At 52.4% G+C, this 25,619-nt stretch carries 24 protein-coding genes; 7 read left to right on the forward strand and 17 right to left on the reverse strand.

Annotated features, from left to right (window positions below; all coding sequences use genetic code 11):
- The first annotated feature begins 35 nt into the window (after positions 1-35).
- Positions 36-788 (forward strand): phosphonate metabolism transcriptional regulator PhnF, encoded by a 753-nt coding sequence (gene phnF / locus PsW74_RS25365; RefSeq protein ID WP_063290423.1) that lies wholly within the window; start codon positions 36-38, stop codon positions 786-788.
- Positions 789-796: 8 nt separating this feature from the next.
- Here the strand turns inward: phnF and PsW74_RS25370 are convergent, their stop codons facing one another.
- The 5 genes from PsW74_RS25370 to PsW74_RS25390 all read right to left on the reverse strand — a co-directional run bounded on the left by PsW74_RS25370 (position 797) and on the right by PsW74_RS25390 (position 8,135).
- Positions 797-2,350 (reverse strand): CYTH and CHAD domain-containing protein, encoded by a 1,554-nt coding sequence (locus PsW74_RS25370; protein WP_063290319.1) that lies wholly within the window; start codon positions 2,348-2,350, stop codon positions 797-799.
- Positions 2,351-2,547: 197 nt separating this feature from the next.
- Complete coding sequence (locus PsW74_RS25375; protein ID WP_057461877.1) at positions 2,548-3,294, reverse strand: FCD domain-containing protein; 747 nt, start codon at positions 3,292-3,294, stop codon at positions 2,548-2,550.
- Between the two features lie 147 nt (positions 3,295-3,441).
- Positions 3,442-4,425, reverse strand: coding sequence for a TRAP transporter substrate-binding protein (locus PsW74_RS25380; protein WP_063290318.1), 984 nt, complete (start codon positions 4,423-4,425; stop codon positions 3,442-3,444).
- A gap of 335 nt (positions 4,426-4,760) precedes the next feature.
- The gene (locus tag PsW74_RS25385) at positions 4,761-6,986 is read right to left on the reverse strand and encodes a heavy metal translocating P-type ATPase (RefSeq protein ID WP_063290317.1); all 2,226 of its coding nucleotides are present in this window, start codon (positions 6,984-6,986) and stop codon (positions 4,761-4,763) included.
- A 270-nt stretch (positions 6,987-7,256) separates the two neighbouring features.
- Positions 7,257-8,135, reverse strand: a complete 879-nt coding sequence (locus PsW74_RS25390; protein ID WP_063290316.1) for a LysR family transcriptional regulator — start codon at positions 8,133-8,135, stop codon at positions 7,257-7,259.
- Between the two features lie 98 nt (positions 8,136-8,233).
- Here PsW74_RS25390 and PsW74_RS25395 point away from each other — a divergent pair, with 98 nt between their 5' ends.
- Positions 8,234-9,571, forward strand: coding sequence for an aminotransferase class I/II-fold pyridoxal phosphate-dependent enzyme (locus PsW74_RS25395; protein WP_063290315.1), 1,338 nt, complete (start codon positions 8,234-8,236; stop codon positions 9,569-9,571).
- Here the strand turns inward: PsW74_RS25395 and PsW74_RS25400 are convergent.
- Positions 9,563-10,465, reverse strand: a complete 903-nt coding sequence (locus tag PsW74_RS25400) for a LysR family transcriptional regulator (RefSeq protein ID WP_063290314.1) — start codon at positions 10,463-10,465, stop codon at positions 9,563-9,565. The genes PsW74_RS25395 and PsW74_RS25400 overlap by 9 nt on opposite strands.
- Positions 10,466-10,550: 85 nt before the next feature.
- Between PsW74_RS25400 and PsW74_RS25405 the strand changes: the two genes are divergently transcribed.
- Positions 10,551-11,174, forward strand: a complete 624-nt coding sequence (locus PsW74_RS25405; protein WP_063290313.1) for a class I SAM-dependent methyltransferase — start codon at positions 10,551-10,553, stop codon at positions 11,172-11,174.
- A 6-nt stretch (positions 11,175-11,180) separates the two neighbouring features.
- Here the strand turns inward: PsW74_RS25405 and PsW74_RS25410 are convergent, their stop codons facing one another.
- From PsW74_RS25410 to PsW74_RS25445, 9 genes are all read right to left on the reverse strand, one after another.
- Positions 11,181-11,957: an endonuclease/exonuclease/phosphatase family protein gene (locus PsW74_RS25410; protein ID WP_208988161.1), complete on the reverse strand. Its 777-nt coding sequence runs from the start codon at positions 11,955-11,957 to the stop codon at positions 11,181-11,183.
- Positions 11,958-12,136: 179 nt separating this feature from the next.
- Positions 12,137-13,120: an aminotransferase class I/II-fold pyridoxal phosphate-dependent enzyme gene (locus PsW74_RS25415; protein WP_193775998.1), complete on the reverse strand. Its 984-nt coding sequence runs from the start codon at positions 13,118-13,120 to the stop codon at positions 12,137-12,139.
- A 170-nt stretch (positions 13,121-13,290) separates the two neighbouring features.
- Positions 13,291-13,656, reverse strand: coding sequence for a hypothetical protein (locus PsW74_RS25420; RefSeq protein WP_063290310.1), 366 nt, complete (start codon positions 13,654-13,656; stop codon positions 13,291-13,293).
- An 83-nt stretch (positions 13,657-13,739) separates the two neighbouring features.
- Complete coding sequence (locus tag PsW74_RS29040; protein ID WP_193758374.1) at positions 13,740-13,895, reverse strand: hypothetical protein; 156 nt, start codon at positions 13,893-13,895, stop codon at positions 13,740-13,742.
- Positions 13,896-13,917: 22 nt separating this feature from the next.
- The gene (locus PsW74_RS25425; RefSeq protein WP_063290309.1) at positions 13,918-14,376 is read right to left on the reverse strand and encodes a hypothetical protein; all 459 of its coding nucleotides are present in this window, start codon (positions 14,374-14,376) and stop codon (positions 13,918-13,920) included.
- A gap of 270 nt (positions 14,377-14,646) precedes the next feature.
- The gene (locus tag PsW74_RS25430; protein ID WP_063290308.1) at positions 14,647-16,374 is read right to left on the reverse strand and encodes an ABC transporter ATP-binding protein; all 1,728 of its coding nucleotides are present in this window, start codon (positions 16,372-16,374) and stop codon (positions 14,647-14,649) included.
- 12 nt (positions 16,375-16,386) lie between these two features.
- Positions 16,387-17,349, reverse strand: coding sequence for an ABC transporter permease (locus PsW74_RS25435; RefSeq protein ID WP_063290307.1), 963 nt, complete (start codon positions 17,347-17,349; stop codon positions 16,387-16,389).
- A gap of 21 nt (positions 17,350-17,370) precedes the next feature.
- On the reverse strand, positions 17,371-18,351 hold the full coding sequence (locus PsW74_RS25440) for an ABC transporter permease (RefSeq protein WP_057461862.1): 981 nt from the start codon (positions 18,349-18,351) through the stop codon (positions 17,371-17,373).
- An 82-nt stretch (positions 18,352-18,433) separates the two neighbouring features.
- On the reverse strand, positions 18,434-20,014 hold the full coding sequence (locus tag PsW74_RS25445) for an ABC transporter substrate-binding protein (protein WP_057461861.1): 1,581 nt from the start codon (positions 20,012-20,014) through the stop codon (positions 18,434-18,436).
- 313 nt (positions 20,015-20,327) lie between these two features.
- Between PsW74_RS25445 and PsW74_RS25450 the strand changes: the two genes are divergently transcribed.
- The gene (locus PsW74_RS25450; RefSeq protein ID WP_063290306.1) at positions 20,328-20,678 is read left to right on the forward strand and encodes an ArsC family reductase; all 351 of its coding nucleotides are present in this window, start codon (positions 20,328-20,330) and stop codon (positions 20,676-20,678) included.
- 103 nt (positions 20,679-20,781) lie between these two features.
- On the opposite strand, the gene PsW74_RS25455 is transcribed toward PsW74_RS25450, so the two are convergent.
- On the reverse strand, positions 20,782-21,897 hold the full coding sequence (locus PsW74_RS25455) for a radical SAM protein (RefSeq protein ID WP_153041767.1): 1,116 nt from the start codon (positions 21,895-21,897) through the stop codon (positions 20,782-20,784).
- 238 nt (positions 21,898-22,135) lie between these two features.
- A complete protein-coding gene (locus PsW74_RS25460; protein ID WP_063290305.1) occupies positions 22,136-22,939 on the reverse strand; it encodes a creatininase family protein in 804 nt (267 codons plus the stop codon).
- Positions 22,940-23,146: 207 nt separating this feature from the next.
- On the opposite strand from PsW74_RS25460, the gene PsW74_RS25465 reads away from it, so the two are divergent.
- The 3 genes from PsW74_RS25465 to PsW74_RS25475 all read left to right on the forward strand — a co-directional run bounded on the left by PsW74_RS25465 (position 23,147) and on the right by PsW74_RS25475 (position 25,599).
- Entirely contained in the window at positions 23,147-24,061 is a 915-nt protein-coding gene (locus PsW74_RS25465) for a hypothetical protein (RefSeq protein ID WP_063290304.1), read from the forward strand.
- 68 nt (positions 24,062-24,129) lie between these two features.
- Entirely contained in the window at positions 24,130-24,912 is a 783-nt protein-coding gene (locus PsW74_RS25470) for an ABC transporter ATP-binding protein (protein ID WP_153041766.1), read from the forward strand.
- Between the two features lie 159 nt (positions 24,913-25,071).
- On the forward strand, positions 25,072-25,599 hold the full coding sequence (locus PsW74_RS25475; protein WP_057461855.1) for a MarR family transcriptional regulator: 528 nt from the start codon (positions 25,072-25,074) through the stop codon (positions 25,597-25,599).
- Positions 25,600-25,619 lie beyond the last annotated feature (20 nt).

Here is a 25,619-nt window from a genome sequence, read left to right on the forward strand (position 1 = left end):
TCGCCAACTGATTAGTGTTGTTTCATGACGAAGGCATGACGAATGCGATGAAATTTGATTTCTCTCCTGTTGAGCGGCGTGCGGGCGTTGCCATGTGGAAGCAGATTGCTGAAGTGCTGCGCTCTGAGCTTTCGCGAACTGAGGTTTCTGAGGGGGAGAAAATTCCTACAGAACAAGAGCTTGCACATAGCTTTGAGGTTAATCGCCATACTGTTCGGCGTGCGATTTCCACTTTGATCGAAGAGGGTTTTTTACGTTCAGATCAGGGGCGGGGAACCTTTGTTGCCAAGGCTCCACTGGTCTATCCCATCGGTCCGCGCACGCGCTTTTCGGAGAACTTGTCGGGTCAGGCGCAGGAGGTTTATGGGGATATCTTCCGCACGACCGAAGTGATTGCAGATGCTTACACATCCGAACTGTTGGAGATTGAACCAGGCACTGCACTGTTTAAATGCGAGTCTGTGAGTTACGCAGATGGCACACCAATTATCGCAGGAACGCGCTGGTTTGAAGTGTCTCGCTTTCCCAATCTGCCTTCAGATTTGAATGAGACCAACTCGATCACCAAGATCATGGAGAAGTATGGTTTCGGTGATTATCGGCGTCAGGAAACCCGGATTACGGCGGCACTTTGTAGTGCGCATAACGCGGAGTTGCTTAAGATCTCCGAGGGATCGCCTGTGCTCGTGATGGAATCTATCAATGTGATTGCGAGTGGGGCGCCTATACAAATTGGTCGAGCCTATGTGGCTGCTGACCGAATGCACCTAACCGTCAGAAATGACTAGGTTTTTGTTTAGAGCCAGTACTTGGGTGCTTCTACGGCGGCGTTCCAACGTTCCTGCGCTTCCAGCCATGCATTGTCTGCTCTGGCCTGATGCCAACCGGCGACAAAACCGATGACCGTTGAAACTTCGTTGTTTTGTAAGGACTGCGGAAGCTTCATTGCGACCAGACGATCAGCCATGGCCACATCGTTGAGGTAGCCAAAGGTATTTTGAAGTCGCTTCAGGCACTTAAGGAAGATACGCAGATCTTCTGGCTCATAGAGAGAGCGGAAGAACTCAACCGTATAACGCAGTTTTTTGAGTGATTTGCGGAGGTCGTGGCGCTGCTCGATGGTGAGGTCCTGCAAGTTCTCCGCGCGTTTTTCGCAGGCCTTCCAACGCTTGGACAATGCGTTTTGGGCGAAGGTTTGAATTGGTAGGTCCAGTTTCTTGAACTCGCTTAATACCAGGTTCTCTTTCCAAGCTGAGCTGTGTGCGAGTTCTCCCAGTTGGAGTAGGAAGCCGTTGAGCTTTGGATCAATCAGCTCCTGTCTCAGTTCAACCTGAGCTTCCACATGTGCCAGTTTAATGGCTTCAAAGAGCGGTTCGACTGAGTGCGTGTCTGGCAGTAACGGGATGACCGGTGTGATGATATCTTCCACCAGTACATCGATATCTCTTTGATTTCCTGCAGTTGTTGCCAGTTGCTTCGCGGAGACATCTAGCGCTGCGATGGTTTCGTTGCCCGGGAAAGCTGCTTTGTAGATATTGAACGCACTTCGTAATCTACGCAGTCCGACACGTAGTTGGTGCGGGCCTTCAGAGATATTTTGCTGAAGGACGCAAGAACGGTTGGCAACAATCTGGTTGAGGCATTCGCTGAGGATTTTTTGGAAGGCTGAGCCTGCGTTGTCTTCGGGTTCCAACTCTATGTAGTTGGAGTGAAGTGCTTCTGAGGGCAGCTCAGGTGGTTCACCACTTGCCAGTCGATAGCCAATGCCTGCCTTGTTGCTGCTGGAAAACAGAATTGGTCGATCTTTCATGAGTGCGCCTGCCAGTTTGTACAGGCTTTCGACCGGGCCTTCCATCAGCTCCAGCTCTACTTCATGGATCGGATGCTCTTTAGTGGCTGTTTTGGCTATGCCAGAATCCAGAGCTACTTCAATCTTCGCACCTGCTTTGTCTGTATAGTAGGCCAAAGTGCGCGTGATGGCGGTTTCGAACAGGATTCCCCACTGCTTGCCCTCAAGCAGAGATAACAGCTTATGCTTGATTTCATTATCAGAAATCACATGGAAGTCTGGTTCAATTCCGGCTATGGGCAGTTCCAGCTCAATCCGTTTGGAGAGCCCGGACTGCATGCCGCCGCCTTGCTTGATGGTTTGCAGCCAGTTGGTACCGTTGTGGCGCGTGCGCAGCGAGATGCGGGCTTTTTTGAGCGTGTGGTCCGGCGTGTCGTAATACACGGAACGGAGACGTTTCACGGATTGCTCACTGACCGCAAAGCCTTTTGGTGGTTTTGCTTTGGCCAGTTGCTCCAGAGTTGTTTCGTCTACAGAAAGCTTAAGCTCAATCTCGTGCATGATTGCCGGGCCACCCTATGCACAGCGTGCGAAGTGGAAGCTTGTTCCATCCCACTCTTGTTGATTTTACGTAGTAAACATCTCGCGAACGCATCCGCCTGTAAAGGGTGCAAAACGTCTATGGGAAATTATCAAAGATATAATTCCTATTTGGCAACGGTACTATGAATTGTGCTCTATTAATGCCCGTTGGTGGGTTATGCGGGCGTTAGCGGATCCTGCTGGAACAGGTAGGCATCAAAAGCCGGATCGTCGACGTCAGATAAATCCATCAGGCGTTTCTTGACGTTTTCAAGGTGTTGCCACATCGCTTGTTTTGCTGCTTGCGGGTCTCTTCGCTTCAGGGCATCGAGGATGTCCTGATGGTCGTTGAGCCACTCTTCGCGGTATGTGTTGTCGAAGATGCGTTCGTGCAGCTTATCCCACATTCTGGAACGGGTGCGTTGCTGCCAGAGGTTTCTGACCATATCGACCAGTACCGAGTTCTGGGTGGCTTCTGCTATGAGCAGGTGAAATTCCTCGTCTGCCTCATACCCGCCGGAGCCTTTTGCCAGGTCTTCGCGCTCACGCTCCAGAGCATCGCGCATGCGCAGGATATCTGCTTTGGTGACCATGGATGCTGCGAAGGCTGCGATGTTGCTTTCCATAAGCTGGCGTGCCTGCAGGAGCTCAAATGGGCCGATGTCTTCCAGATTTGAGGTGGGAGTAACTTGCTCCGCATCCGGCAGGCGTACAACGTAAGTGCCTGATCCTTTGCGCACATCAATCAAGCCTTCGATCTCAAGCATGATCATAGCTTCGCGCAGAAGTGAGCGGCTGACGTTCATTTCTTCAGCAATCTGGCGCTCCGGGCGCAGGCGATCTCCAACCTTGAACGTTCCGTTGCCTAACTCTTTGCGCAAGACTTCAGCTACTTCCTGATAGCGGCGACGCTGACCATCCATTTCGCTCATTCTCCCATGCCTGCGCGGTTTGGCGGATTTTTAGTGATTGCTGCACGCTTAAGATACTAAATAAAGCAGATTTGCAAGCGAGACAAAAGGCCAGAGATTTGCCTTGTTACTCTGGCCTTTCTTATTCCATTAGAAGGCTTATTGGGTCAATGCTTTGATGCGTGTGATCAAGGAACCAACTCTCTCAGATTTTTCCGCGGCTTCTGCATGCATTGGCAAAACAGCTTCGATGAATGGTGCTTTATCCACCTCAATGAACTTCACATTAAGCTCGGACTTTGCCTGCTCGATGTGCTTCTTTGTCATCTCATTCCACTGGGCCCGATGGAAGTGCATGGAGGACTTGGCAGCATCACGAATTGCTGTTTGTTCGTCTGTGTTTAACGAATTCCAGACTGTGGTTGAAATGACAACGATAGACGGGATCATTGTGTGGCCGTCATCGGAGTAAACCTTGGAGACTTCACCATGACGGGCTGTGGTCAGCGCCAGCGGGTTATTCTCTGCACCATCGACCACGCCCTGCTGAAGTGCGCTGTACAATTCGCCCCAGGAGATTGGGGTTGGGCTGCCGCCGAGTAGCTCTACCATGCGGATTGCGGAGGGGGATGGTTGGACTCGGATCTTCATGCCTTTGAGATCAGCTGGAGAGTGGATTTCCTTGTTGGCGTAGAAGGAGCGGGCACCTTCCACGTAAAAGGTCAGACCAATAAAACCTTTGTCTGCTGATGCTGCAAGGATGTCATCACCGATTGGGCCGCTGAGAACATCGAAATAATGGTTCTCATCTACGAAGATGTAAGGCAGGTTCAGTGCTGAGTAGGACTCTTCAAAGGCTTCCAATTCGCTGGCATTGGTTTTGGCCATTGCGAGGGTGCCTTCTTGCACTAACTCCATGGATTCTCTTTGTGTTCCCAGTGCGCCATTGCCGTAGATGCGGATTTTGAGAGAGCCGTCGGTGGCTTCTGCAACTTTGTCCGCCATGTGCTGCATGGAAATGTGCAGAGGGTGCTCTGGTCCTTGATTGTGGCTGAGTTTCAATGTCTTCGCGTAGCCGAATGAAGTTGTTGCAAGCAGAGCTGCACCCAGAACTGTGGCTTTGGCAATCTTTCTCGTAAACATATGCTTCCCCCCGGATGATCGCAGCGAATGTATTCGTGAGATGAAACTATAGAATGCTGAGACTGCGATATGTAATGGAAAGAATTGGATGGATTCGAGGAGTTGTCAAACCATTTTATATATTGGTTGACCTTATGAAGAGCTTATTTGTTTTCCGTCTAACTGATTTATTTCTACTGCATCAGTCTGATAAGTGTGGTGAAGCATTATTCTTCTAGTTAGCGCTCTTATGATTGGTCAGAGTTCTTCTAAGAAAGAACGGTATTGGTCAACCGGAGGGAGGGAAGATACAAAAAAGCCCCTGAGTTTGTCTTTCAGGGGCTGGATTGATGATGTCAGTTCATGTTCTTCGGTTTCCAGCGCCGCAGCAACATGGCGTTGGTAACCACGGAGACGGAACTCATGGCCATGGCGGCTCCTGCGATGACAGGGGAGAGCAATCCCAGCGCTGCCAGCGGAATGCCGATGATGTTGTAGATGAAGGCCCAGAACAGGTTTTGTCTGATTTTTCTGAGGGTTGCCTTGGAGATGTCCAGTGCTGCCGGGATCATCTTTGGCTCAGAACGCATGAGTGTGACGCCTGCGGTTTCCAATGCAACATCTGCGCCGGAGCCCATTGCAATGCCGAGGTCAGCAGCTGCCAGAGCAGGGGCATCGTTGATGCCGTCGCCGACCATTGCAACTCTATAGCCTTGTTCTTTCAAGTCATTTACAACTTCGTTCTTGCCTTCTGGATGAACGCGTGCCTGGAATTCGTCAACGCCGACCTGATCTGCGATGTTTTTGGCGGCGAGTTCCGTGTCACCCGTAATCATGACTGTGCGAATGCCTTGTTTCTTAAGGGATTCTACAGCTTCACGGGCGGAGTCCCGTGCCTGATCAACAAACGCTAGAACACCGATTGCACGATCGCCAAGGGCGACTGTGACTGCGGTTTTACCTGAGGATTCGTAAGTTTTTACAAGGCCATCACCCATCATGGATGGGGCGACATTCAGGTCTTTCATCAGGGCTGCGTTGCCGATGGAGACCTGCTGTCCGGTGAGCTCTGCAATCAGGCCCTTGCCGGGGATAGCTTTGATGGAGCGTGGGCGGGTGAGTTTGAGATTGCGCTCTTCCGCTGCGCGGATAAGTGCGCTGGCGAGTGGGTGTTCGCTGCCCAACTGGATGCTGGCTGCGATTGTCAGCAGGCGGTCGTCATTGCGGTCAAACGCCTGAGCATCCGTCAGAACTGGCTTGCCGACGGTCAGCGTGCCGGTTTTATCAAAGAGGATCGTATCGACTTTGTGGGCGCGTTCCAGCGCTTCGATATCGCGGATAAGTATGCCAGCCTTCGCAGCTGCGCCGGTGCCTGCGACAAGTGCTGTCGGGGTAGCAAGTCCCAGTGCGCAAGGGCAGGCGATGACGAGGACGGCGACGGATGCGCTGACGGCTGTTGTGACATCGCCGGAGTAAAGCATCCAGCCAGCGAAGGTTGCGAGGGCGATCAGTACAATAACGGGAACAAAAATAGCTGCGACTTTGTCGACTAATTTTTGTAGCGGTGCCTTGGAGGCCTGTGCGCCTTCAACAAGGCGGATAATCTGAGCTAAGCGTGTTGATTCACCAAGGGCGGTGGTGCGGACAAAAATTGCACCTGCTCCGTTGATTGTTCCACCGGTTACCTGATCACCCTTGTTTTTGTGCACGGGGAGGTTCTCACCGGTGAGCATAGATTCATCCAGCTCGCTTTCACCCTCTTCAATCAAGCCATCGGTTGGAACGCACTCGCCCGGTTTGATAACTATGTAATCGCCGAGGCGCAGATCTGAGATGCCGACGGGGATAATCTTGTCGCCGACGATCTTGTTGGCCGTGGTTGGTCGCAGGGCGATCAGAGAGCGAACAGCAGCTGAGGTGGAGCGTTTTGCCCGTATTTCCAGATACTTACCCATCAGGATAAGGGTGAGGATGACGGCGGATGCTTCAAAATAGAGGTCTGTTGCCTGCGCCTGTGTGGCGAAGAAGACGTTATAAACGCTGTACAGATAAGCGGCGGATGTGCCGAGCGAGACGAGGACATCCATGTTGGCGCCGCCATGACGCAGAGCTGCAAACGCACCCTTGTAGAATCGCGCACCGACGAAAAGTTGGATTGGCGTTGCTAATGCAAACTGCAGTACGCCAGAGAGCTCGAATTGCACACCAAACGCCATCAAAACCATTGGAATGACTAATGGAATCGCAAGGAGCGTTGATAGCGCGAAAAGTTGAAAGGTTTTGCGTTCTTCTGCGTCGCTATGTGCTTCGCGCTCTTCAAACGCCTTCTTTGCTGCCTCTGCCTCGTCCCGGCGCTCCTTTGCCTCAAAACCAGCTGTTGAGACCACGTCCACCAGATCATTTGCGGCGACCTGAGGCAGGTGTTCCACCTCTGCCATTTCAAGTGCGAAATTGACCGTGGCTTTGACCACACCTTCGGTTGCCTGGAGAGTCTTTTCCAAGCGAGATGCGCAACCTGCACATGTCATTCCGGTGATGTCGAGTTTGACGGTTTGGGCTGCAGAGGCTGAGGGTGCGTTCATCAGAGCTATCTTCGGTTGCCGAGTTTAGACCCTCAGGACTTATTACCATTGGTGAGGGCGGGTCAAGTGGTTGTAGAGAGGGTAAATACGCAAGCTCTCCTATGTGATGTAGTCATGTTGTGATCCTGATCGAAGCCGAGACCACAGCCTGATCATTTTTGCAGGGAACACATAGGGTTTTGCGTAGTTTGACCTGTCCCTGACCTTTCAGTGCGGAAAGGCGCTCTGTGGATAGTCACGTAATGGGAACGAGCGGTGTCTGCTCAATGGCTATGCCAGTAGCAAAGAGATGATCTGTGTGATCTCTTTTGATGGAGTTGGCAGGCTGGCGCATTCCAGGATGAGGGATTTTCCGGTTGGTTGCCATTGGGTGAAAGGGGCTTGGAGGTCACCTTTCTTCAGAGACGGTTCGACGAGGGCTTTGTGACCCATGAGGATGCCTGCGCCGTTTTTCGCTTCTTCCATTGCGATGGCATAGAGGGAATAGTTTGGGCCGTCGCTCAAACCATTCAGAGTTGGTGCGTTTGTGTTGGCCCAGACCTGCCAGTCGTCTGCCCAGATCACATCGTGGAGGAAGGTTTCTGTCTCAAGGTCCTGTGGTTCTTTCAGGCCTTTTGCTGTTGCTGGCGAGCAGACTGGGGTGATGAGGTCCTCTGCGATGATGCGCTCTTGAGCTGTGCCTTTGGGTTTGCCGATGAAGATGGAGAGATCGTAGATCTCGCGGCCCAGATTGGGCGGTGTTTCCAGTGCGATGACAGAGATGTTGGTGTCTGGCAAAGCCTCTCTGATTTTGGGCAGGCGCGGGGAGAGCCAGAGTTGCGCAACGCTTGGCAGGGCAGCAATGTGAATGGTTTTGCGGCTGGTTTTGGCTCGTAATTGGCGGACGGCGTTGCCCAGTTCATCGAAGGCCTTAGAGAAGTGCGGGGCGATGTCCTGTCCCAGCTCTGTCAGGTGGACGCCTTGAGAGCGGCGCTCGAACAGGTCCGCGCCGACCCATTCCTCCAATGCCTTGATGTGCTGGGAGACAGCGCCTGCGGTGACGCTCAGTTCTTCTGCTGCATTGGCAAAACCGCCGAGGCGGGCGGCGGCTTCGAATGCACGAAGGGCGTTGAGAGGTGGCCCTTTGGGGCGGGAGGGAGAGACTGACATGGCTTAGCCTTAGTTTTTCTAGGCCAATAATTACATATTCTGGTTTGCGCTCTCAAGCCTTCTGTCCGCACACTCCTCTCAACAATTGGGAGGTTGTGATGGTTTTAGCGAAACGAAATTGGGTTCCGGCTCACTGTGAAGCACTGGTGCAGGAGGTTGCGCAGCGTACGCAAGCGCAGAGTTCTGCGGCTCTTCTGGGGCGACTGGATGCGCTAGCTTCTCAAAACAGGGAAATTCATGAGGATCAGTGCTTCAACCTAAACCCGGCAACGAATGTGATGAACCCAAGAGCTGAGGCGTTTCTGGCCTCTGGCATCGGTTCTCGCCCGTCTCTCGGCTACCCCGGTGATAAATATGAGATGGGGCTGGAAGCTATTGAAGAGATTGAGGTGATCGTGGCTGAACTAAGCGCGGAAGTGTTTGATGCGCAGTATGCTGAGATCCGTGTGCCGTCCGGAGCCATCGCCAATCTTTATGGGTTTATGGCGACCTGTCAGCCGGGTGACACGATCATCGCGCCGCCAGCTTCCATTGGCGGGCATGTGACCCACCACATTGCAGGCTGTGCCGGGCTTTATGGTTTGCGCACTGTGCCTGCTCCGGTGAATGCGGATGGCTACACCATTGATGTGGAAGGGCTTCGTGAGCTTGCTAAAGCGGAAAAGCCGAAGCTGATCACAGTCGGTTCCAGCCTCAACCTGTTTGAGCATCCTGTGCGCGCTATTCGTGAGATCGCCGATGAGGTGGGTGCCAAAGTGATGTTTGATGCGGCGCATCAATGCGGGATCATTGCTGGCAGAGCCTGGGCGAATCCGTTGGAAGAGGGTGCTCATTTTATGACCATGAGCACCTACAAGAGCCTTGGCGGGCCTGCGGGCGGTCTGATTGTCTCCAATGATGCTGAGTTAATTGAGCGGATGGATGCCATCGCGTTTCCGGGGATGACTGCCAACTTTGATGCGGCGAAGTCTGCCGCGCTGGCGGTGACCATGCTGGATTGGCGGGACTATGGGCAAGTGTATGCTGCTGAGATGATTGCCCTTTCAAAAGCACTGGCGCAGGAGCTCGATGCACAGGGCATTCCCGTGTTTGCCAAGGCGCAGGGCTTTACGCAGTCACATCAGTTTGCTGTTGAAGCGGCTTCCTTTGGCGGAGGACAGACGGCCTCCAAGAAACTCCGTAAGGCTGGTTTCCTTGCCTGTGGCATCGGATTACCGATTGCTGAGGTTGAGGGAGACATGAACGGGCTGCGTATCGGGACGCCTGAGCTGGTGCGCTGGGGTATTGGTACCAGCCATGCGAATGAGATGGCGCGATTGATTGCAGCTGCTTTGCGCTCTGACCAGCCCGAGCGGTATCTGCCTCAGGTTTCTGCATGGCGTCAGCAGTTCAAGAAACTGCATTATGTGATAGCCGAAGAGCCGGTGTCAGCCTAGCAGCTGTTTGCTTGAGAGCGTGTCCGCCAGGAGGTCGAAGACCAGGCGGATGCGCTTTGAGGTGTGCAGTTCGCGGTGGGTTGCCAGCCAGAAGGGCACGACGAATGGCTCAAAGCTTGGCAGCACCTGTTCCATTTCCGGGAACATTTCAGCGATCTCTTGAATCATGACGATGATGCCGAGATCATTTCTGACCAGTTGCCACCCCACCAATCCGCTTGCGGTTGTTAGTTTGAAGTTGCTTTCTTTGAGTGGCAGGCCAGACTCGGTGAAATACTTGAGGAACTTGTCTGGCCTGTCGAAGGCGATGAAGTCGTGGTTTGCCATGTCATTGGCCGATTGTGGGCGGCCCTTGCGGTTCAGATAGGTTTTGCTGGCATAGAAGTGTGCGGTGGTTTCCCTCACAAGCCTTGCGGTCAGGTCTGGTTGTTCCGGGCGGATATGGCGGATGGCGATATCTGCTTCACGCTGCTGCAAATCACTGACGGTGTTGGTGGCGATGATTTCCACGTGAATGCCTGGTGCGATCTCGCGCAATTGCTTCAGAATTGGCGTTAGGATGAAGGCTGAGGCGGTGTCGCTTGCGCTGATGCAGACGGTTCCGTCGATCTCCTGAGACTGGCCGGACGCTGCCAATGAGATGCGGTTGGCGGCCTCTCCCATAGATTTCACATGCTCCAGCAGCTCAAAACCGGCCTGCGTGAGTGAGAGTGAGCGGCCAACACGCTCAAACAACGTCACGCCGAGTGCTTCTTCCAGCGCAGAGACCTGCCTGCCCAGTGTGGGTTGAGTGAGGCCGAGGGCCCTTGCTGCAGCCGAAAGGGAGCCTTCCTCCGCTGTGACAAGGAAAGCGCGGGCCTGGTTCCAGTCGAATGAGATGCTCTGCCAATTCATGCATATTTGTATACCTCAACTGCGAATTTTGGCAATTTGTTTTGATAATATGCATGGATACACTGCAGGAAATGGAGGGTTTCCGATGCAGAATTCCGCAGGATTTTGGGACAAGCATGCGCCGGGTTATGTGGCGCGACCAATGAAAGACGTTGCTTCCTATGAGAAGGCGATGGACCGTGTCCGTTCTTATCTCACACCGGAGCAAGAGGTGTTGGAACTGGGCTGTGGCAGCGGGGCCACGGCGATGCTTTTGGCCAAGCATGTCAAGCACATGACCGCTAGCGATATTTCCGGCAAGATGATTGAGTTTGGGCGTGAAAAGGCGTGGGACGACGGCGTTGAGAATGTGAGTTTTGTGCATGCTCCCGCAGGTGGATCAGTGCTTGATGGCAAGACCTATGATGTGGTGATGGCGTATAACGTTATTCATCTGATCAAAGGTCCGGCTGATGCAATCAATCAGGTACAGCGACTTGTGAAGCCGGGGGGATTGCTCATTTCCAAGACACCATGTTTGGGCGATTCTGCGTTTTACTGGCGCTGGCTGATCAATGTGATGCGCCTTGTTGGGTACGCGCCTTATGTGACCTACTTCAAGCAGGTGGAATTGGGGCGTCAGATTGAGCAGGCAGGTTTCAAGATTGTTGAGACTGGCAACTATCCGGCGACTCCCATGGGGCGTTTCATAGTTGCGCGTAAGGTGTAAGGCCGTTTACAGGTCTACACGGGCAAACAAACCGTGGTGGTCGGAGCCGTAGTAAGGGCGGAGAAAGGTCTTTCCGCCCTTTGGTGCGAGGACGTGGTCAATGCGCATGGCATAGGTGCCTTTGAAGAGGAAGCTTGCTTCAAATGGACCGGCCAATTGGGTGTCCGTGGCGTCGGCGTATTCATCCAGATTATGCGACCACGGGACCATGTTAAAATCGCCAGCAATCATCTTCAGTCCATCCAGCTCTGATAAGATCGAGATGATTTTCCCAGCTTGTGTCTCTTGAGGAAACGGCCATGGCCAGTGCTGATGGATAGACACCACCCAGAGCGGTCCCTCTGAGCTTTGGATGTGCAGTGCTGCTATGCCGAGGCCGATCTCACAGCGATAAGCATCAGAAGCAAGAGGGAGGCGTGAGAGCACAGCGACTGCACCGACGGCAGTAAACGGACAAACGATGTGGTAGGGATACTGCTTCTTGAGTGAGTTGATGAGGGGAAGATGCCTTTTGTGCGCTTCCTGAAGCGTGATCACATCTGGCTTCAGCATGAGGATGTCATTTAGGATGTCTGAGCGATCTCCCGGGCGGAAACTCAGGTTCTTTTGATAGACCGCCAGATCGTAATTCTCTGGGACGCGCACTCCCTGATAAGCCCACAATACTGTTGCGCTGCTGATTATTGCGACCAAAAAACCGATGATCATCAACTTGGGCTGGCGGTAGCTAAAGAGAGTGAGAATAGCGAGTAAGACGGCCAGAGGCAGCCGAAGAACAGACAAGCTGTCACCGATCGGATGTATAATTCCCAGGAAAGATATGAGGAGTAAGCTTGTTACTCCAATTATTGAGTTGCGCAGGAACATGACAATCTTCGTTCATGGGGTTAGAAGGCGCGAACCTGCTATGTATAGTCGAAACTATGTTCATTATTTGACAGCGCAATCATTTGGCAGAAAGCCTAGGTTTTTTGCAAAACTCCCTCTGCCAGATCATTAAGTTTCTGAAGGAAGTGACACAGAGTGATTGCGTCAGATATGCTGGAAGGCATGACCCGAATGCAGTCGGTGAGCTGAGGCATTGGTGCGTAGCTGATGCAAGGAATGCCAGCTTCGATTAAATGGGTGGTGAATGCATCTGCTTGTCCTGCCGGTGTTTCGATAAGCAAGAAATCTGTTTCGCTGGGCAGGCAGGAGAGAGCGGTGTGTTGCTCGATGCTGTTCTTTACATGATCGCGCCATTGGCAGCAGGATTTGACGTGTGCTGCAAGCAGGTCATGGTTTTCAATCAGAGCTTTGCCAGCCGCCACGTTGAGTGGAGAGATGGTCGTGCCACCTTTGAGCTGCCTGAGGCAACTGATGATCTTGGTGTTGCCCGTGATATAGCCAAAACCAGTTGCCGCAAAACCTGCCTTTGACATGCTGCGCATGAGGACGAGGTTTTCGTGTGTCTCCAGCAAGCGGCACAGGACGTGCGGGTCATCTGCAAACAAGTGATAAACTTCATCAATGACGACGAGACCATTTGTATGGGTGGCAAGCGTTTCGATGAACTCCACCGGGGCTGTTCTGGATGTGGGGTTGTTGGGCGTGCTGAGCAGGGTGATCGCCGGGTCGTGTTCTTGCAGCTTTGCTAAAGCGTCGGCAGTGTCCCAGTGTCCACCATTTGTGAGCTTGAACTTGTTGGACTGGATGCCGAGCTTTTCTAGCGTGATGCCAAAGAGGAAGTAATCAAACTCAGGCAGGAGGACGGATCGACCTTTCGCGAATGCGAGCGAGAGTTCCTCGAGGAAGGTATTGATACCACTGCCGAGCATGACTGAGCAACTGTCAGGCAGATTGTTTTTTTCCCTGAGTGTTGTCTCCAACTCAGTGATTGCTTTGATGTTGTAGTTGGACAGATTGAGCTTGGAGATATTACGCTGAATGCACTTGTCGATGTGCATCAGAGCCTCTGGGCGTGTGTCTGACCCTTCAAGTTGAGGGGTTCGATAATCAATGAATTTTTCCAGATTGAACGGGGTTCTCTGGTGTTGTGCAGCCTGACAGAAATCTGAGAGAGAAAATGGCACAGTATGGGAGCCCGTGTTGAGAAAGAGATGGGAGACCGGAGACATCATTCATAGACGGGTGGAGGGACTTGTGGGCGGTGGTGGAGATAATGCCCAAAGATTGCGTTGCAGTCTTCGAAGTACTTTTCGGTGAAGAGGATGTGTGTGTGCCAGACAATGTCTACGGCCTTGGAAGGCCAGGCGCGGGCGTCCTGCGGGTAGTCTTCTTTGTACCTGATCTCTAACTCGAGTGTATCAACCAGGAAGCTGCGATAGGCATTGACTGCTTCACGCGCCTCTTTTTGCGGCCATTCATAACCTCCAGTTTCTACGGAGCCAACGAGCTGATTGAAGATGCATTCTAAATCTAACGCAGCAATCTTGTTGCGACCTTCTGTGCAGCTAGTGCGTTCTGCTGAATACCAGTCCATTTGTGTTGCTCTTGTGGGAGAGGGGGTAAAGATTTGAGTTGGAAGAGCGCGCCGGAATTAAAGTGCAACGCGCTCGTTTTTCTCTAGTCTTTGTCGTCTTCTTTTACGTCAGACTTGTTCTCAATTTTATCGAGTGGGAAGCCGCCGAAAAAATAGCATGCTGCTTTTTGAGTTGGTGTAACAGCTTTATGTGCGAAAGGGTTTTGGGCTGCTGCGTGCAGTTTGCTCAAGTCTTTCATAATTGTCTCCTTTTAAAGTCTGTCAGGATTTATCTGTGGCGTCGTGAATGGTGATGTGTCCGCGACATGTGCCGTCAGAAAATACGCCAACAACGGGACTTTCGCCGCTCACACCTGAGGCGAACATCGTCACTTCGACGGGGGCTTTATCCTCGCTATCAGGGAAGACGATTTCATAAGTGTTCGTGACGGTGAAAATACCTTCACCTACAGTGCCGTCGGTTTCCGTAATGAGAATGTCGTGGCCTTTTTCAGATTCAACCTGCTGATGGCCATCAGCATTTTTGCCTTTATGTACGGCAGAGTAACCGTCGGAATAGCGGGTCTTACAGGTGCCGTCATCAGGCTGGCCGGAGACCAATGACAGTTCAGAAAACTCGACGGTGGTTTTCCCAGTCGTGTCGTGATTGTCAGCCAAGACCGGTGAGATCGCGAGGCCGAGGAGGCCAAGGCCTGCGACGGCGGCAGTTGTCTTTTTCATATTTTTTAGCCTGCTCTGATCGAATTGGGTTCGCATTAGTCGCTTTTGTATCCTTGCGGATGAGCAGAGCTTAGGGATGGCTGTCTTAATGAAAATGCTAAGCGTTGGGAGGAAGTGTATCCTAGGGTAATGCAAGCTGAAGTGCTTGTAGGAGACTTTAAGCGCTATTGAATTAGAGGTTGTGTTGTTGCGTTAACTTATCATCTGGCGTGCAGGCAAAAGAAAAGGGCCCGCTGGGGGCCCTTTGTGGTCTTCGGAATGTGAGTGGCGTTAGGCCAGTTCTTCTTCCAGATTTTGGCGGGACAGACCGTCCATGCTTGGCATCAGGGAGAGGAGCTCCTTGGTGTAAGCGTGTTGAGGTTTGTCGAAGAGGTCTTCGGTGTCCGCAACTTCCAGAAGCTGGCCGTGGCGCATGACGCCGGTGCGGTTACACATCTGGCGGATGACTGCGAGGTCGTGGCTGATGAACAGCATGGTGAGGCCCAGCTCGTCCTGCAGGTCTTTGAGCAGGTTGAGGATTTGTGCCTGAATGGATACGTCCAGCGCGGAAGTTGGTTCATCACAAACCAAGAAGCGAGGGCGTGTCGCCAGGGCGCGGGCAATGGAGATGCGCTGGCGCTGGCCGCCGGAGAACTCATGCGGGAACTTGGCTGCAGCTGCTACACCTAGGCCGACGTGCTCCAGAAGGTCATCAACGATCTGGTTCACTTCGCTGTTGGTGCTGGCGAGTTTGTGGAACTTGATTGGTTCAGCCACAATATCACGCACACGCATGCGGGAGTTCAGGGAGGAGAACGGATCCTGGAAGATCATCTGCATCTGGCGGCGCATTGCCAGAACCTGCTTCTTGTCTTTCAGGCTGGTCAGTTCCTGTCCTGCAAAGTGGGCGGTGCCGCCTGCCGGGTGGTAAAGGCCAGTGATGACGCGGGCCATGGTTGATTTACCTGAGCCACTTTCGCCCACGAGGCCAAAGGTTTCCCCTGCGTGGATGTCAAAGCTGACTTTGTCCAGAGCGGTGAAGTACTGCCTGTTTTTAGAAATCCATGCGTCCTTGGTGAGGAACTTCATGGTGATGTCTTTTACATCAAGCAGTGGGCCATCGACAGATTTGTAGTCACGCGCCTTGCCCAGCCAGTGGGTGCCGATGTCGATTTGCTTGAAGGGCTTTGCTGAGCCTTCAATGTAATCGACCTGCGGGAAGCGATGTACTTTTACGTCCGGACGCGGAACGGCGGCGATCAGGCTTTGGGTGTATGGGTGCTTTGGAGCGCCCAATACCTGCTTGGATTCGCCGTATTCAACCAGATCACCACGGTACATCACCGCAACGTGGTCGGTGAGGTCTGCGATCACACCCATGTCGTGGGTGATGACGACCATCGCCACGTTCTTCTCTTCACACAGACGCTTCATCAGCTTCAGGATCTGAGCCTGAATGGAAACGTCAAGCGCGGTTGTTGGTTCATCTGCGATGACAACTTCCGGGTCTGCGCATAGAGCGAGAGCGATCACCACACGCTGGCGCATACCGCCGGAGAACTGGTGCGGGTACTGCGCGATGCGTTCTTCCGGATTTGGAATGCCAACCTGATCCAGCAGATCAACCGCATGTGCGCGAGCTTCTGTCTTGGAGAGCGGCAGGTGCAGGCGGATGGTTTCGACCAGCTGGAACTCGATGGTTTGCAATGGATCCAAAGAGGTCAGCGGATCCTGAAAGATCATGCCAATGCGCTTGCCGCGCAGTTTGCGCATGCTTTCAGCCGCAAGGTTGTCGATACGTTTGCCGTCGAGGTGGATTTCACCTTCGGCAATCCGGCCCGGATTTTCCAGAAGACCGATGACGGCGTTGCCGACGGTGGACTTGCCGGCGCCACTTTCTCCGACCACGCCGAGGATTTTACCGGCGTCTACGGAGAGATTGACATTACGGGACGCTGTGAAGACGTCTTTGCGGCTCGGAAACTCAACAGTGAGGCCGCGAATATCTAAGATGCTCATGGTCTGGCCTCCCTAGCGCAGTTTCGGGTTCAAAGCGTCGCGGAGCCAGTCGCCCAGCAGGTTCACTGCCAGCACGAGGATCGCGAGCGCCAGACCTGGGAAGATCGCGATCCACCACTCACCTGAGAACAGGAAGTCGTTGCCGATGCGGATCAGGGTGCCCAGAGATGGCTGTGTTGATGGAACACCAACGCCAAGGAAGGAGAGGGTTGCTTCTGTGATGATTGCCAGAGCAAGGTTGATGGTTGCAATAACCAGAACCGGACCAAGCACGTTTGGCAGCACGTGGCGGATCATGATGATCCATGCCGGAATGCCAATGACGCGGGCGGCCTGAACATACTCTTTGTTCTTCTCCACCAGAGTGGAACCGCGAACTGTACGTGCGTATTGCACCCAGAAGGACAGGCCGATGGAGAACGTTAGAATCCAGATTGCCCAGGTCTCACGATCGATGTTGCCAAAGATGCCGTTTGCAATGCCGTCGATGAGCAATGCCAGCAGGATGGCCGGGAAGGTAAGCTGGACTTCAGCGATACGCATGATGATCGCGTCTGTGCGGCCACCGACATAACCGGAAATCAGGCCGAGGGAGATGCCGAGGACTGCGGCAAATGCCACAGACAGGAAGCCCACTGCCAGAGAAATACGCATTCCATACAGGATGCCAGAGAGCAGATCGCGGCCCTGATCATCTGTGCCCAGCAGGTAGCGTGGGTCGGACCATTCCATACCAATCGGCGGAATGCGTGCGTCCATGATGCTGATCTGAGCCAGATCGAACGGGTTGAACGGTGCGACAAGCGGAGCAAACAGAGCTGCCAGCATCAGTACTACCGTGGTGAAAGCCGCGAGAACTGTCACCTTGGAGCTGAGGAAGCTGTGCAGCAGGTCGCTGTCGAGGAAGCGGGCCATTGCGGAGCGCGGGGCTTCTGAAGCCTCACTGCCGGAAACGGTTGGTGTGTTATCTGTCATGATTGTTATCCTTACCGTTTCTTATGCGCGGCCGCGTTCGGTGCGCAGGCGTGGATCAATCACGACGTAGAGAATGTCTACGATGAGGTTGATGAACACGAAGATGAAAGCGGTGAGCAGCAGGTAAGCTGCCATGATCGGAATATCCACGTTCTGCACGGCTTGCAGGAAGAGGATGCCCATGCCCGGCCACTGGAACACGGTCTCGGTGATAATCGCGAAGGCGATGATGGAGCCGAGCTGCAGACCGGTGATGGTGATCACAGGCACCATCGTGTTTTTGAGAGCGTGGATGTAATAGACAGACCGGTTCGGCAAACCGCGAGCGCGGGCGAACTTGATGTGGTCGGTCCGCATCACTTCCAGCATCTCAGCGCGGATCAGGCGCATGATGAGGGTCATCTGGTACAGCCCAAGCGTAATTGCCGGCAGGATGATGGCCTTCAGACCGCTGATGGTCAGGAAACCTGTGTCCCAGAAAGACCCCAGGGCAACGACCTCACCGCGGCCAAAGCTTGGCAGCCACTGCAATGTGACCGAGAAGAAGAAGATAAACAAGATGCCGATAAAGAATGTTGGCAGAGAGATACCTACAAGAGATACCGACAGGAACATCTTTGAGAGCCAGGAATCGCGGTTCAGACCTGTGTAAACGCCCATTGGAATGCCCAGCAGCAATGCAAAAATTGCAGAGGCGAAGGACAGTTCCAGAGTTGCAGGCAGACGGCGACCAATCAGGTCTGCCACAGGCTGCTTGAACTGGTAGGAGTTACCGAAGTCAAACTGGATTGCGCCCAGGACATAACGGAAAAACTGAACGAGAACAGGGTCGTTCAGACCGAGGCGCTGGCGCAAGGCTTCACGCTGTTCCGGGGTGGTCTCAATGCCCACCATCTGGTTTACAGGATCTCCAACAAAGCGGAAGAGCAGGAAGGAGATTAAGGCTACGACAAACATGACCACGAGAGCCATGGCGATACGCCGGGAAATAAAGCCAAACATGGTGTTTTATAGTTGTTCCTGAGAATAGAGGCGCCCGGCGCCTAGGGCGCCGGGCTATTATTTTGTTGGCTAAGCCGTAGACTTAGTTCTTCACTACAAACTTGAAGTGGAACTCGTTATCCGCACGCTGCTTCAGAGTAACCTTGTCGGATACACCCCAAGCCAGACCCTGCTGGTGCAGTGGAATGTGAGATACTTCGTTGTTCAGGATTGTGTAGGCTTCGGAGATCATGCTGTTACGCTTCTCTTCGTCGTTTTCGGAGAGAACCATTTTTGTCAGCTCATCAACACGTGGGTTACAGTAACCACCGAGGTTGAATGGTCCGCCAGCACCTTTGTCATCACGACAGTTGTTGAGGTTGAGCAGAACGTTGTAGCTGTCGAATGAACCTGGGGTCCAACCGAGCATGTAGAAGGACGTGTCAAAGCCGCCAGATGCCAGGATCTTAGCGAAGTACTTCGCTTTAGGCTGTGCATTCAGGTTTACTTTGATGCCTACGCGCGCAAGGAATGCTGCAGTCGCCTGACAGATTGCTTCATCGTTGACGTAGCGATCATTCGGGCAGTCCATGCCAACTTCAAAGCCGTCTGCATAACCTGCTTCTGCGAGAAGTGCCTTCGCAGCTGCCGGATCGTACGGGTAGCGAGAGAAGTCACCGGAGTTTGCGAACAGGAATGGTGAGATCATCAGAGCAGCAGGCTCGGACAGGCCACGCATGATTTTCGCTTTGATCGCATCAACGTCAATTGCCTGATAGAACGCCTTACGAACGCGAACGTCCTTGAACGGGTTCTTGCCTTTGATGTTGGAGTAGGTCAGCTCATCACGCTTCTGGTCGAAACCGAGGAAGATGGTGCGCAGCTCAGGACCGGTCAGTGCAGATGTGCCTGCATTGCTGTCCACGCGCTTGATGTCCTGTACCGGGATTGGGAACGCCATGTCCAGCTCGCCGGAAAGAAGAGCTGCAACGCGGGTTGCATCAGATCCGATTGGAGTGAACTCAACGCCAGTCAGGTTGTGTACTTTCTGGTCCCACCAACCGTCGTTTACGGTGAAAGTGGTTTTAACGCCTGGTTCATGCGTTGCAATCTTGAACGGGCCGGTGCCGTTTGTGTTCAAAGACGCATAGTTTGGATTGGTGTCAGAAGCGCTTGTCACTTTTACAGCGTTGTTTGCTTCAGTCCATTCCTTATCCATGATGTACCAAGTGGACCACTCGGAGTGAAGGATAGGGTTTACGCCTGTCAGGACGAAATCAACGGTGTAGTCGTCTACTTTCTCAACCTTGACGTCCGCTGCGATACGGGTTGTCAGGTCAGAGCCTTCAGCGCGAACACGGTTTGCAGAGAAAACCACGTCGTCAGCATTGAAGTCGTTGCCGTTGTGGAACTTTACGCCCTTGCGCAGGTGGAAGCGCCAGCGGGTTGGTTCAATAACTTCCCAGCTTTCTGCAAGTGCAGGTTCGATCTGGAGATCAGCTGTACGGCGAACAAGACCTTCATACACATTGCCGTGCATGGCCATGGTGAATGTTTCGTTCAAGCTGTATGGATCTAGCTGATTGTAAGTCCCTTGAAATGCGAACTTCAGCGTTTCAGCATTTACCTGAGTTCCAGCAGCAAGCGTCATTGCCAATGCAGCGGATGCAATCTTTAAACGCATTCTAAATTAACTCCCCTTTTCCCCTCATGCAGAAAATTAATTGTTCTGCAGGGCCCCTCTGGTTTCGCCGACCACTTATTAGGCGGATTCTGGCGTCTTAGTGATATTACCCATATGAATGAATGCGTCTAGGGGGCATTGCGTAGTTGAAACGAGGAATTAATGTGGGCGCAGCGCAATTTCATAGCGTATTCAGGTGCTAAGGGATGTATTTCTTGCGGTTTAATGCGCGTCAGTTGAGAGACGCACTAACGTTAAGATGAGTATATTTCATCTAATGATGAGGAAATGAAGGGTTCTGATCTTGTTGATTATGTATGGTATTCGCAATTGCGACAGTGTTCGCAAGGCTCGTAAACTTCTGGATGAATCTAAAATCGACTACAATTTTCACGATTACAAGAAAGATGGTGCAGATGAAAATGCACTGATAGAGGCCTGCGAGCGATTCGGTTGGGACGCTGTTTTGAATAAACGCGGTACCACATGGCGCAAATTGGATGATGAAACCAAGGCTGGTGTCACGGACCAGGCTAGCGCTATCGCCTTGATGGCACAGGAAACTTCATTAATTAAAAGGCCACTTATTATTGGTGGAAAACAGCTTTTGCTTGGATTTGATGCGTCTTTGTGGGGCGAAATTTTGGAAAAAGGAGAGCTGTAGAGACAGTTAAACTGTTCTAAGCTCTCCTTAATTGGACGGTAAAGTTTAAGGGTTGGGATCCTTTAGGCTTAGCCATCCTTCCTATGGTATGAGGCGCTGGCAATCACGTAATCTGAAGCGTGGTCGCCAACCCGAAATCTTTTATCTGACGAAGTTTTCTCGAAGCTGACCGCGACATTGAGTAAAAATGCTGCGAGAATTCTTCTGCACCCGCCTCAAGCTCTTCACAGCTCATGTTTTTGGGCTGGTAGACCGCATGGGCACCATCAAATTCTCCCCAATTGTCAGAGAGCAATCTGTCCTCCTCTTCCAGCTGTTTGTAGAAGCGGGAGCCGGGGAAGGGGATGGCGATGGCCGGTGCGGTAATATCTACCCCTATGTCATGATAGAACTTGGCGGTTTCGATGAAAATTTCTGGTGTATGCTCGTCGAAGCCAAAAATAGCCGTGGTGTCGACAATAATTCCATGTGTATGAATGTTAGAAATTTGAGATTTTAAGTTTTCAGGTTTTACAAATCCCTTGCCAGCACGCTTGAGTGCTGCCTTGGACGGGGTTTCTATTCCAATGAGCAAGTACTTCGCACCGGACCTTGCTGCGGCTTCCAGAAGTTCCGGATCATCTGCTATGCGAATAGTGGTTTCGCCTGCCCATCTAATCTTGAGCGTTTCTAATGCTTTGAATAATTCCAAAGCGTATTCGCGATCCTCCGTCAGGTGGTCAGCGTGAAGTTCGACCCAATCGGTTTCCATTTCGGAAATCTCATTGATTATGTCGGGGATCGGGCGATAGCGAGTTTTGCCAAGCATGCCGGGGATAAGGCAGAAGCTGCAGTGGTGTTTGCAGCCGCGACTGACCAGCACGGACCATTCCCAGCCATACTGCTCTGCGGTGATGAGATGGCGCGGATATGGGTTAAGCTTGGACATGTCGACGTATGTGCCGGTGTATCTTGGCTTGAGGCTTCGGTTTTGCGCATCCTGTAGCAACTCATCCCAGACGTTTTCACATTCGCCTGTCATCACCGCATCTGCATATTCGCTGGCTTCTTCTGGCATGAAGGTGGCGTGGAGGCCGCCGATCACAACCTGACTGCCTTTTTCCGAGAAAGCTGAGGCGAGCTCGTAGCCTCGGTTGGCATCCGGGGTTGCGAAGAAAAGCACCACGAGGTCGGCGGTCACCTTGCGGGGATCGACCATCCTGATGGTTTCGTCATGCATCTCCAGCTGAAAATGGCGGGGGGTGCTGCCGCAGCTGAGAAGATGGACTGAGGCGGGCCTCCACGCGCTTTCTTGTAGTCTTTAAAATAGCTCGGTGCAGATGCTTTGATGAGACAGATCTTCATTGCCAACCTCATGTGTTTGTTTTGAATAAACTGTCATAAATGACAATTTATAGCAAGAGGAATTTTTACGAGGTGTTACCGCATTGAAATTATGTGATTAATTCAGGCTCTAGTTAGTTCTTGGTGAAGGATGAGACATCAAATCTCTGCACATCGCGCAAGAGTTTGATGAACTCCTGAGAGGCGTGTGTGAGGGATGCCTGACCTTTCTCCGCTGTGGCGAGCGCCGCATTGCCGAGGGCGCCAGTCTTGTTCAGGTCCTCACTCATCCAGCCATATTGATGACGGCCATGGGCCCGCAGGTAGGCATCTTTGTTGATGTGGTCGGTTTGAGTGGAGGTGAAGTTTGTTGCCTGATCCATGCGCACCAGATCTGGGCGCAAGGCCAGCATGATGGATGTTTCGATATCTCCGCCGTGAATGCCGTAGGTGAACTCCTCCTCAGCATAGAGGCCTTCTGGTTGGCCGAAGCGGAGCCAGCTGGATTCCACGGCGAGCATGTTGTGTTTGAGGCGCAGGTCGCGGGTGATGATATCCATGAGTGGTGAGTTGCCACCGTGGGAGTTGGCCAGCACCAGCTTGCGGATGCCTGCTCTGGCAACACATTCCCCAATCTCAATCCAGGCTTTGACAGCAGTTTCCCATGTGAGGCTGAGTGTGCCCGGGAACGAGTGATGCTCATCTGATTTGCCGACAGCTTGAACGGGTAGGAATGTGACCGGCAAATCGTCCGGCAGTAGCTCAATTGTGCGAGCGACTTGTCCCTTTGCGATGCAGGTGTCCGTGTAGACCGGCAGATGCGGGCCATGCTGCTCAATCGCTGCAATCGGCAACACCGCGATCCAGTCGCTGGTGTCGTTCTCAGAGAAGTCAGTTGTTGTCATCTCATGCCAAAAACGGCGGGGCAGGGCGCTCATGTGGTTTTCCGGTGCTTGTTGTCTTGCGCACAGAGTAACGCGTCGGAGCGCAGACGTCATGGGGGAAGGAACGGGATGCTCTGGTTTTTCAGAGGTAGTGGGTAGGGAGGCGTTTACTCTGATGATTGGCTGTTGAGGCTGATGGCTCACGTGAGGCGCAATGCCCCGTCCTTCTTGGTGGCTAATAAAAAGAAGGAGAAGCCGATTATGTTTTCCAGAAAAACACGAAAAGGACTGCTTGGGGGTGTTGCACTGGCACTGGCCGGGGTGATGGCTGGTGAAGCGGGAGCTGCTACGGGTGTTCTGATTACTTCAACCTATTGTGATCGATTTACAAATTCTCGAAACCAAATTTGGACTGAGAATAATCTAGGTGCCGATAATGTTTATTACATGAAAGATAACGGCGCAGTTATCCAGCTCTCTGGGCCTGCAAATATTACTCAGGTTGATGATTTGATTGCAACTGCCCATGGCAACTGTGATGGTATTGGGCCATTTGCTAAAGACGCTTTTGCTCAACATCTTAAGACAGCGAGGGATACTGGCGCCGACTTCAATAAGCTTGTGTTCTTTTCATGCTCTTCGGCTGCAACTGGGGTGTCAGGGCACAGCCTGATTGATGAAGTTGGAACGAAATTCCCTGGGACTAAGAGAATTGTTGGCTGGCCGAGAAGCGGCTATTTTTCTGGTTCAGATGATGCGAGTTTTGCGAATGCTCAGTATACTAGCGGTGCTGACTTCGCGTTTATAGATCCCTCTCGCGAACATGAAGCTCTTGGGCGTATTGCCGATATGGATTATCTTTGGAATACGAAGATTACCACTCCTATAGGTGGTCCTTTACGTTCTGTACAGGCAGCCTGTAATTTAGCTGTTGGATCTGGCAATGATCAAGATTTGAAGGCAAGAATGCTTGAGACCATTGCGGCCTCCCGCGCTGTTCTGACTGGCGAGGTGGTTCCGAACATGCCTGGAAGTACAGTTTTAGGTTGGGGGCATCAGCTCTTGGATTATCAAGACAACGCAAAGGTATGTGGTGCTGATATTGATGGTGCCGGAACTGCGGTTCCATGCAATCATCCAGTCAACAAAAACTTCAATACGGCTGTTGTTCAATAAGGTGGGCGTGAGATCAATCTTATGATAGGTCGACTAAGAGAAATAAACTTTCTTAGGTCTCAATGAAAATGAAAAACTCCCCCTTCCTGTCCTTAAAGGACATCACCAAGACCTTCGACAATGGCACGACCGCTATTGATAGGTTTGATCTGGATGTGAGGGCGGGGGAGTTTTTGAGTATTCTTGGGCCGTCAGGGTGTGGGAAGTCTACTATTCTGCGGCTCATTTCTGGGTTGGAGGAGCCTAGCTCGGGCGAGATTATCCGGTCTGGACAGGGTGAGGTTGGGTTTGTTTTTCAGGAACCGACCTTGCTGCCTTGGGCGAATACCTTTGAGAATGTCTATTGGCCGTTGAAGGTGAAGGGTGTTTCCAAGCGTGATGCGAAGGATCGCGTTGAAGACGCGCTGGAGATGGTTGGGCTTTCCAATTTTGCGACGCATATGCCCTCTGAGCTTTCTGGCGGCATGAAGATGCGGGTTTCCATTGCACGAGCGTTGGTGACCAAACCGAAGCTGTTGCTGATGGATGAGCCGTTTGCGGCTCTGGATGAGATTACCCGCAACAAGCTCAATGATGATTTGCTTGAGCTGAAGTCTGCCCATGACTGGACGATCCTGTTTGTGACGCACTCTGTTTATGAGAGTGTGTTTCTGTCTTCCCGCATCGTTGTGATGGCGGCGGGGCCAGGGCGTATTACCCATGATATGGCGCTGGATGCTTCTTACCCACGCTCGCTGAACTACCGTACGGAATCACAGTACGCGTCGTATTGCCGTGAAGCGGTGGATGCGTTGGAGCGAGCGATGGGACATCGGGTAAAAGTATCCGCGCAACCTCAAAAATCCCACTGAGTAGAACCAAAGAGCTTAAACACCTAAGAAATCTCATTAGGTCACTAAATAATCGCCGAACTGTCATCTGACTTATATATTCGGCGGCTATCACTGCTGTACGGCGCCTTTTTTCGGGCGTTTTACGTTGATCGGGACAGCAGCGAGATTAGCCAGACCATGGGTTTTAATTTTAAAAAAAGCACGACATTTCGTCTTGCGCAGGCAGCGAAGGCGCAGCGGGCGCGTTCTGGGGCACACTTATCGCGCATCGGATTGCATCCGGGGCAGGAAGCTGTTCTGAAAGTTTTGAGCGAGACTGATGGCAAGACCATGAGCCAGTTGGCTCTGGCCCTTGGGGTTCAGCCGCCAACCGTGACAAAAATGGTGACACGCCTGACAGCTCAAGGGCTTGTGTTCCGCCGGATCTCGGAAACAGACGGCAGGCTTGCCCGCGTGTTCCTGAGTGAGGAAGGCCGTGACCGGATCTTACTGGTAGATCGTGCATGGAAGCGTCTTGAGAAAGAAGCGCTTGCAGGTATGGATGACAAAGACCGCAAGAAGCTTCGTCGCTTGTTGCGTCAGGTTGAAAAAAACCTGTCTGCCAGCTTTGAAGATGATCCGGATTTGGAAGATGAGCTGGAAAACGAAGATAAAACTGCGCAAGAACAGGCTGCGAAGAAGGTAGAGCTGGAAGCTGCTGATTAAGCTGAAGGCGCAAGGCCTGC

The organism is Pseudovibrio sp. W74, from assembly GCF_001623085.1.
Classification (GTDB): domain Bacteria; phylum Pseudomonadota; class Alphaproteobacteria; order Rhizobiales; family Stappiaceae; genus Pseudovibrio.

Coding starts and splice junctions, on each gene's coding strand:
- phnF (WP_063290423.1), top strand. CDS start 36: ATGACGAATGCGATGAAATTTGATTTCTCTCCTGTTGAGCGGCGTGCG.
- PsW74_RS25370 (WP_063290319.1), bottom strand. CDS start 2,350: ATGCACGAGATTGAGCTTAAGCTTTCTGTAGACGAAACAACTCTGGAG.
- PsW74_RS25375 (WP_057461877.1), bottom strand. CDS start 3,294: ATGGATGGTCAGCGTCGCCGCTATCAGGAAGTAGCTGAAGTCTTGCGC.
- PsW74_RS25380 (WP_063290318.1), bottom strand. CDS start 4,425: ATGTTTACGAGAAAGATTGCCAAAGCCACAGTTCTGGGTGCAGCTCTG.
- PsW74_RS25385 (WP_063290317.1), bottom strand. CDS start 6,986: ATGAACGCACCCTCAGCCTCTGCAGCCCAAACCGTCAAACTCGACATC.
- PsW74_RS25390 (WP_063290316.1), bottom strand. CDS start 8,135: ATGTCAGTCTCTCCCTCCCGCCCCAAAGGGCCACCTCTCAACGCCCTT.
- PsW74_RS25395 (WP_063290315.1), top strand. CDS start 8,234: ATGGTTTTAGCGAAACGAAATTGGGTTCCGGCTCACTGTGAAGCACTG.
- PsW74_RS25400 (WP_063290314.1), bottom strand. CDS start 10,465: ATGAATTGGCAGAGCATCTCATTCGACTGGAACCAGGCCCGCGCTTTC.
- PsW74_RS25405 (WP_063290313.1), top strand. CDS start 10,551: ATGCAGAATTCCGCAGGATTTTGGGACAAGCATGCGCCGGGTTATGTG.
- PsW74_RS25415 (WP_193775998.1), bottom strand. CDS start 13,120: ATGCACATCGACAAGTGCATTCAGCGTAATATCTCCAAGCTCAATCTG.
- PsW74_RS25420 (WP_063290310.1), bottom strand. CDS start 13,656: ATGGACTGGTATTCAGCAGAACGCACTAGCTGCACAGAAGGTCGCAAC.
- PsW74_RS29040 (WP_193758374.1), bottom strand. CDS start 13,895: ATGAAAGACTTGAGCAAACTGCACGCAGCAGCCCAAAACCCTTTCGCA.
- PsW74_RS25425 (WP_063290309.1), bottom strand. CDS start 14,376: ATGAAAAAGACAACTGCCGCCGTCGCAGGCCTTGGCCTCCTCGGCCTC.
- PsW74_RS25430 (WP_063290308.1), bottom strand. CDS start 16,374: ATGAGCATCTTAGATATTCGCGGCCTCACTGTTGAGTTTCCGAGCCGC.
- PsW74_RS25435 (WP_063290307.1), bottom strand. CDS start 17,349: ATGACAGATAACACACCAACCGTTTCCGGCAGTGAGGCTTCAGAAGCC.
- PsW74_RS25440 (WP_057461862.1), bottom strand. CDS start 18,351: ATGTTTGGCTTTATTTCCCGGCGTATCGCCATGGCTCTCGTGGTCATG.
- PsW74_RS25445 (WP_057461861.1), bottom strand. CDS start 20,014: ATGCGTTTAAAGATTGCATCCGCTGCATTGGCAATGACGCTTGCTGCT.
- PsW74_RS25450 (WP_063290306.1), top strand. CDS start 20,328: ATGTATGGTATTCGCAATTGCGACAGTGTTCGCAAGGCTCGTAAACTT.
- PsW74_RS25455 (WP_153041767.1), bottom strand. CDS start 21,897: ATGCATGACGAAACCATCAGGATGGTCGATCCCCGCAAGGTGACCGCC.
- PsW74_RS25460 (WP_063290305.1), bottom strand. CDS start 22,939: ATGAGCGCCCTGCCCCGCCGTTTTTGGCATGAGATGACAACAACTGAC.
- PsW74_RS25465 (WP_063290304.1), top strand. CDS start 23,147: ATGTTTTCCAGAAAAACACGAAAAGGACTGCTTGGGGGTGTTGCACTG.
- PsW74_RS25470 (WP_153041766.1), top strand. CDS start 24,130: ATGAAAAACTCCCCCTTCCTGTCCTTAAAGGACATCACCAAGACCTTC.
- PsW74_RS25475 (WP_057461855.1), top strand. CDS start 25,072: ATGGGTTTTAATTTTAAAAAAAGCACGACATTTCGTCTTGCGCAGGCA.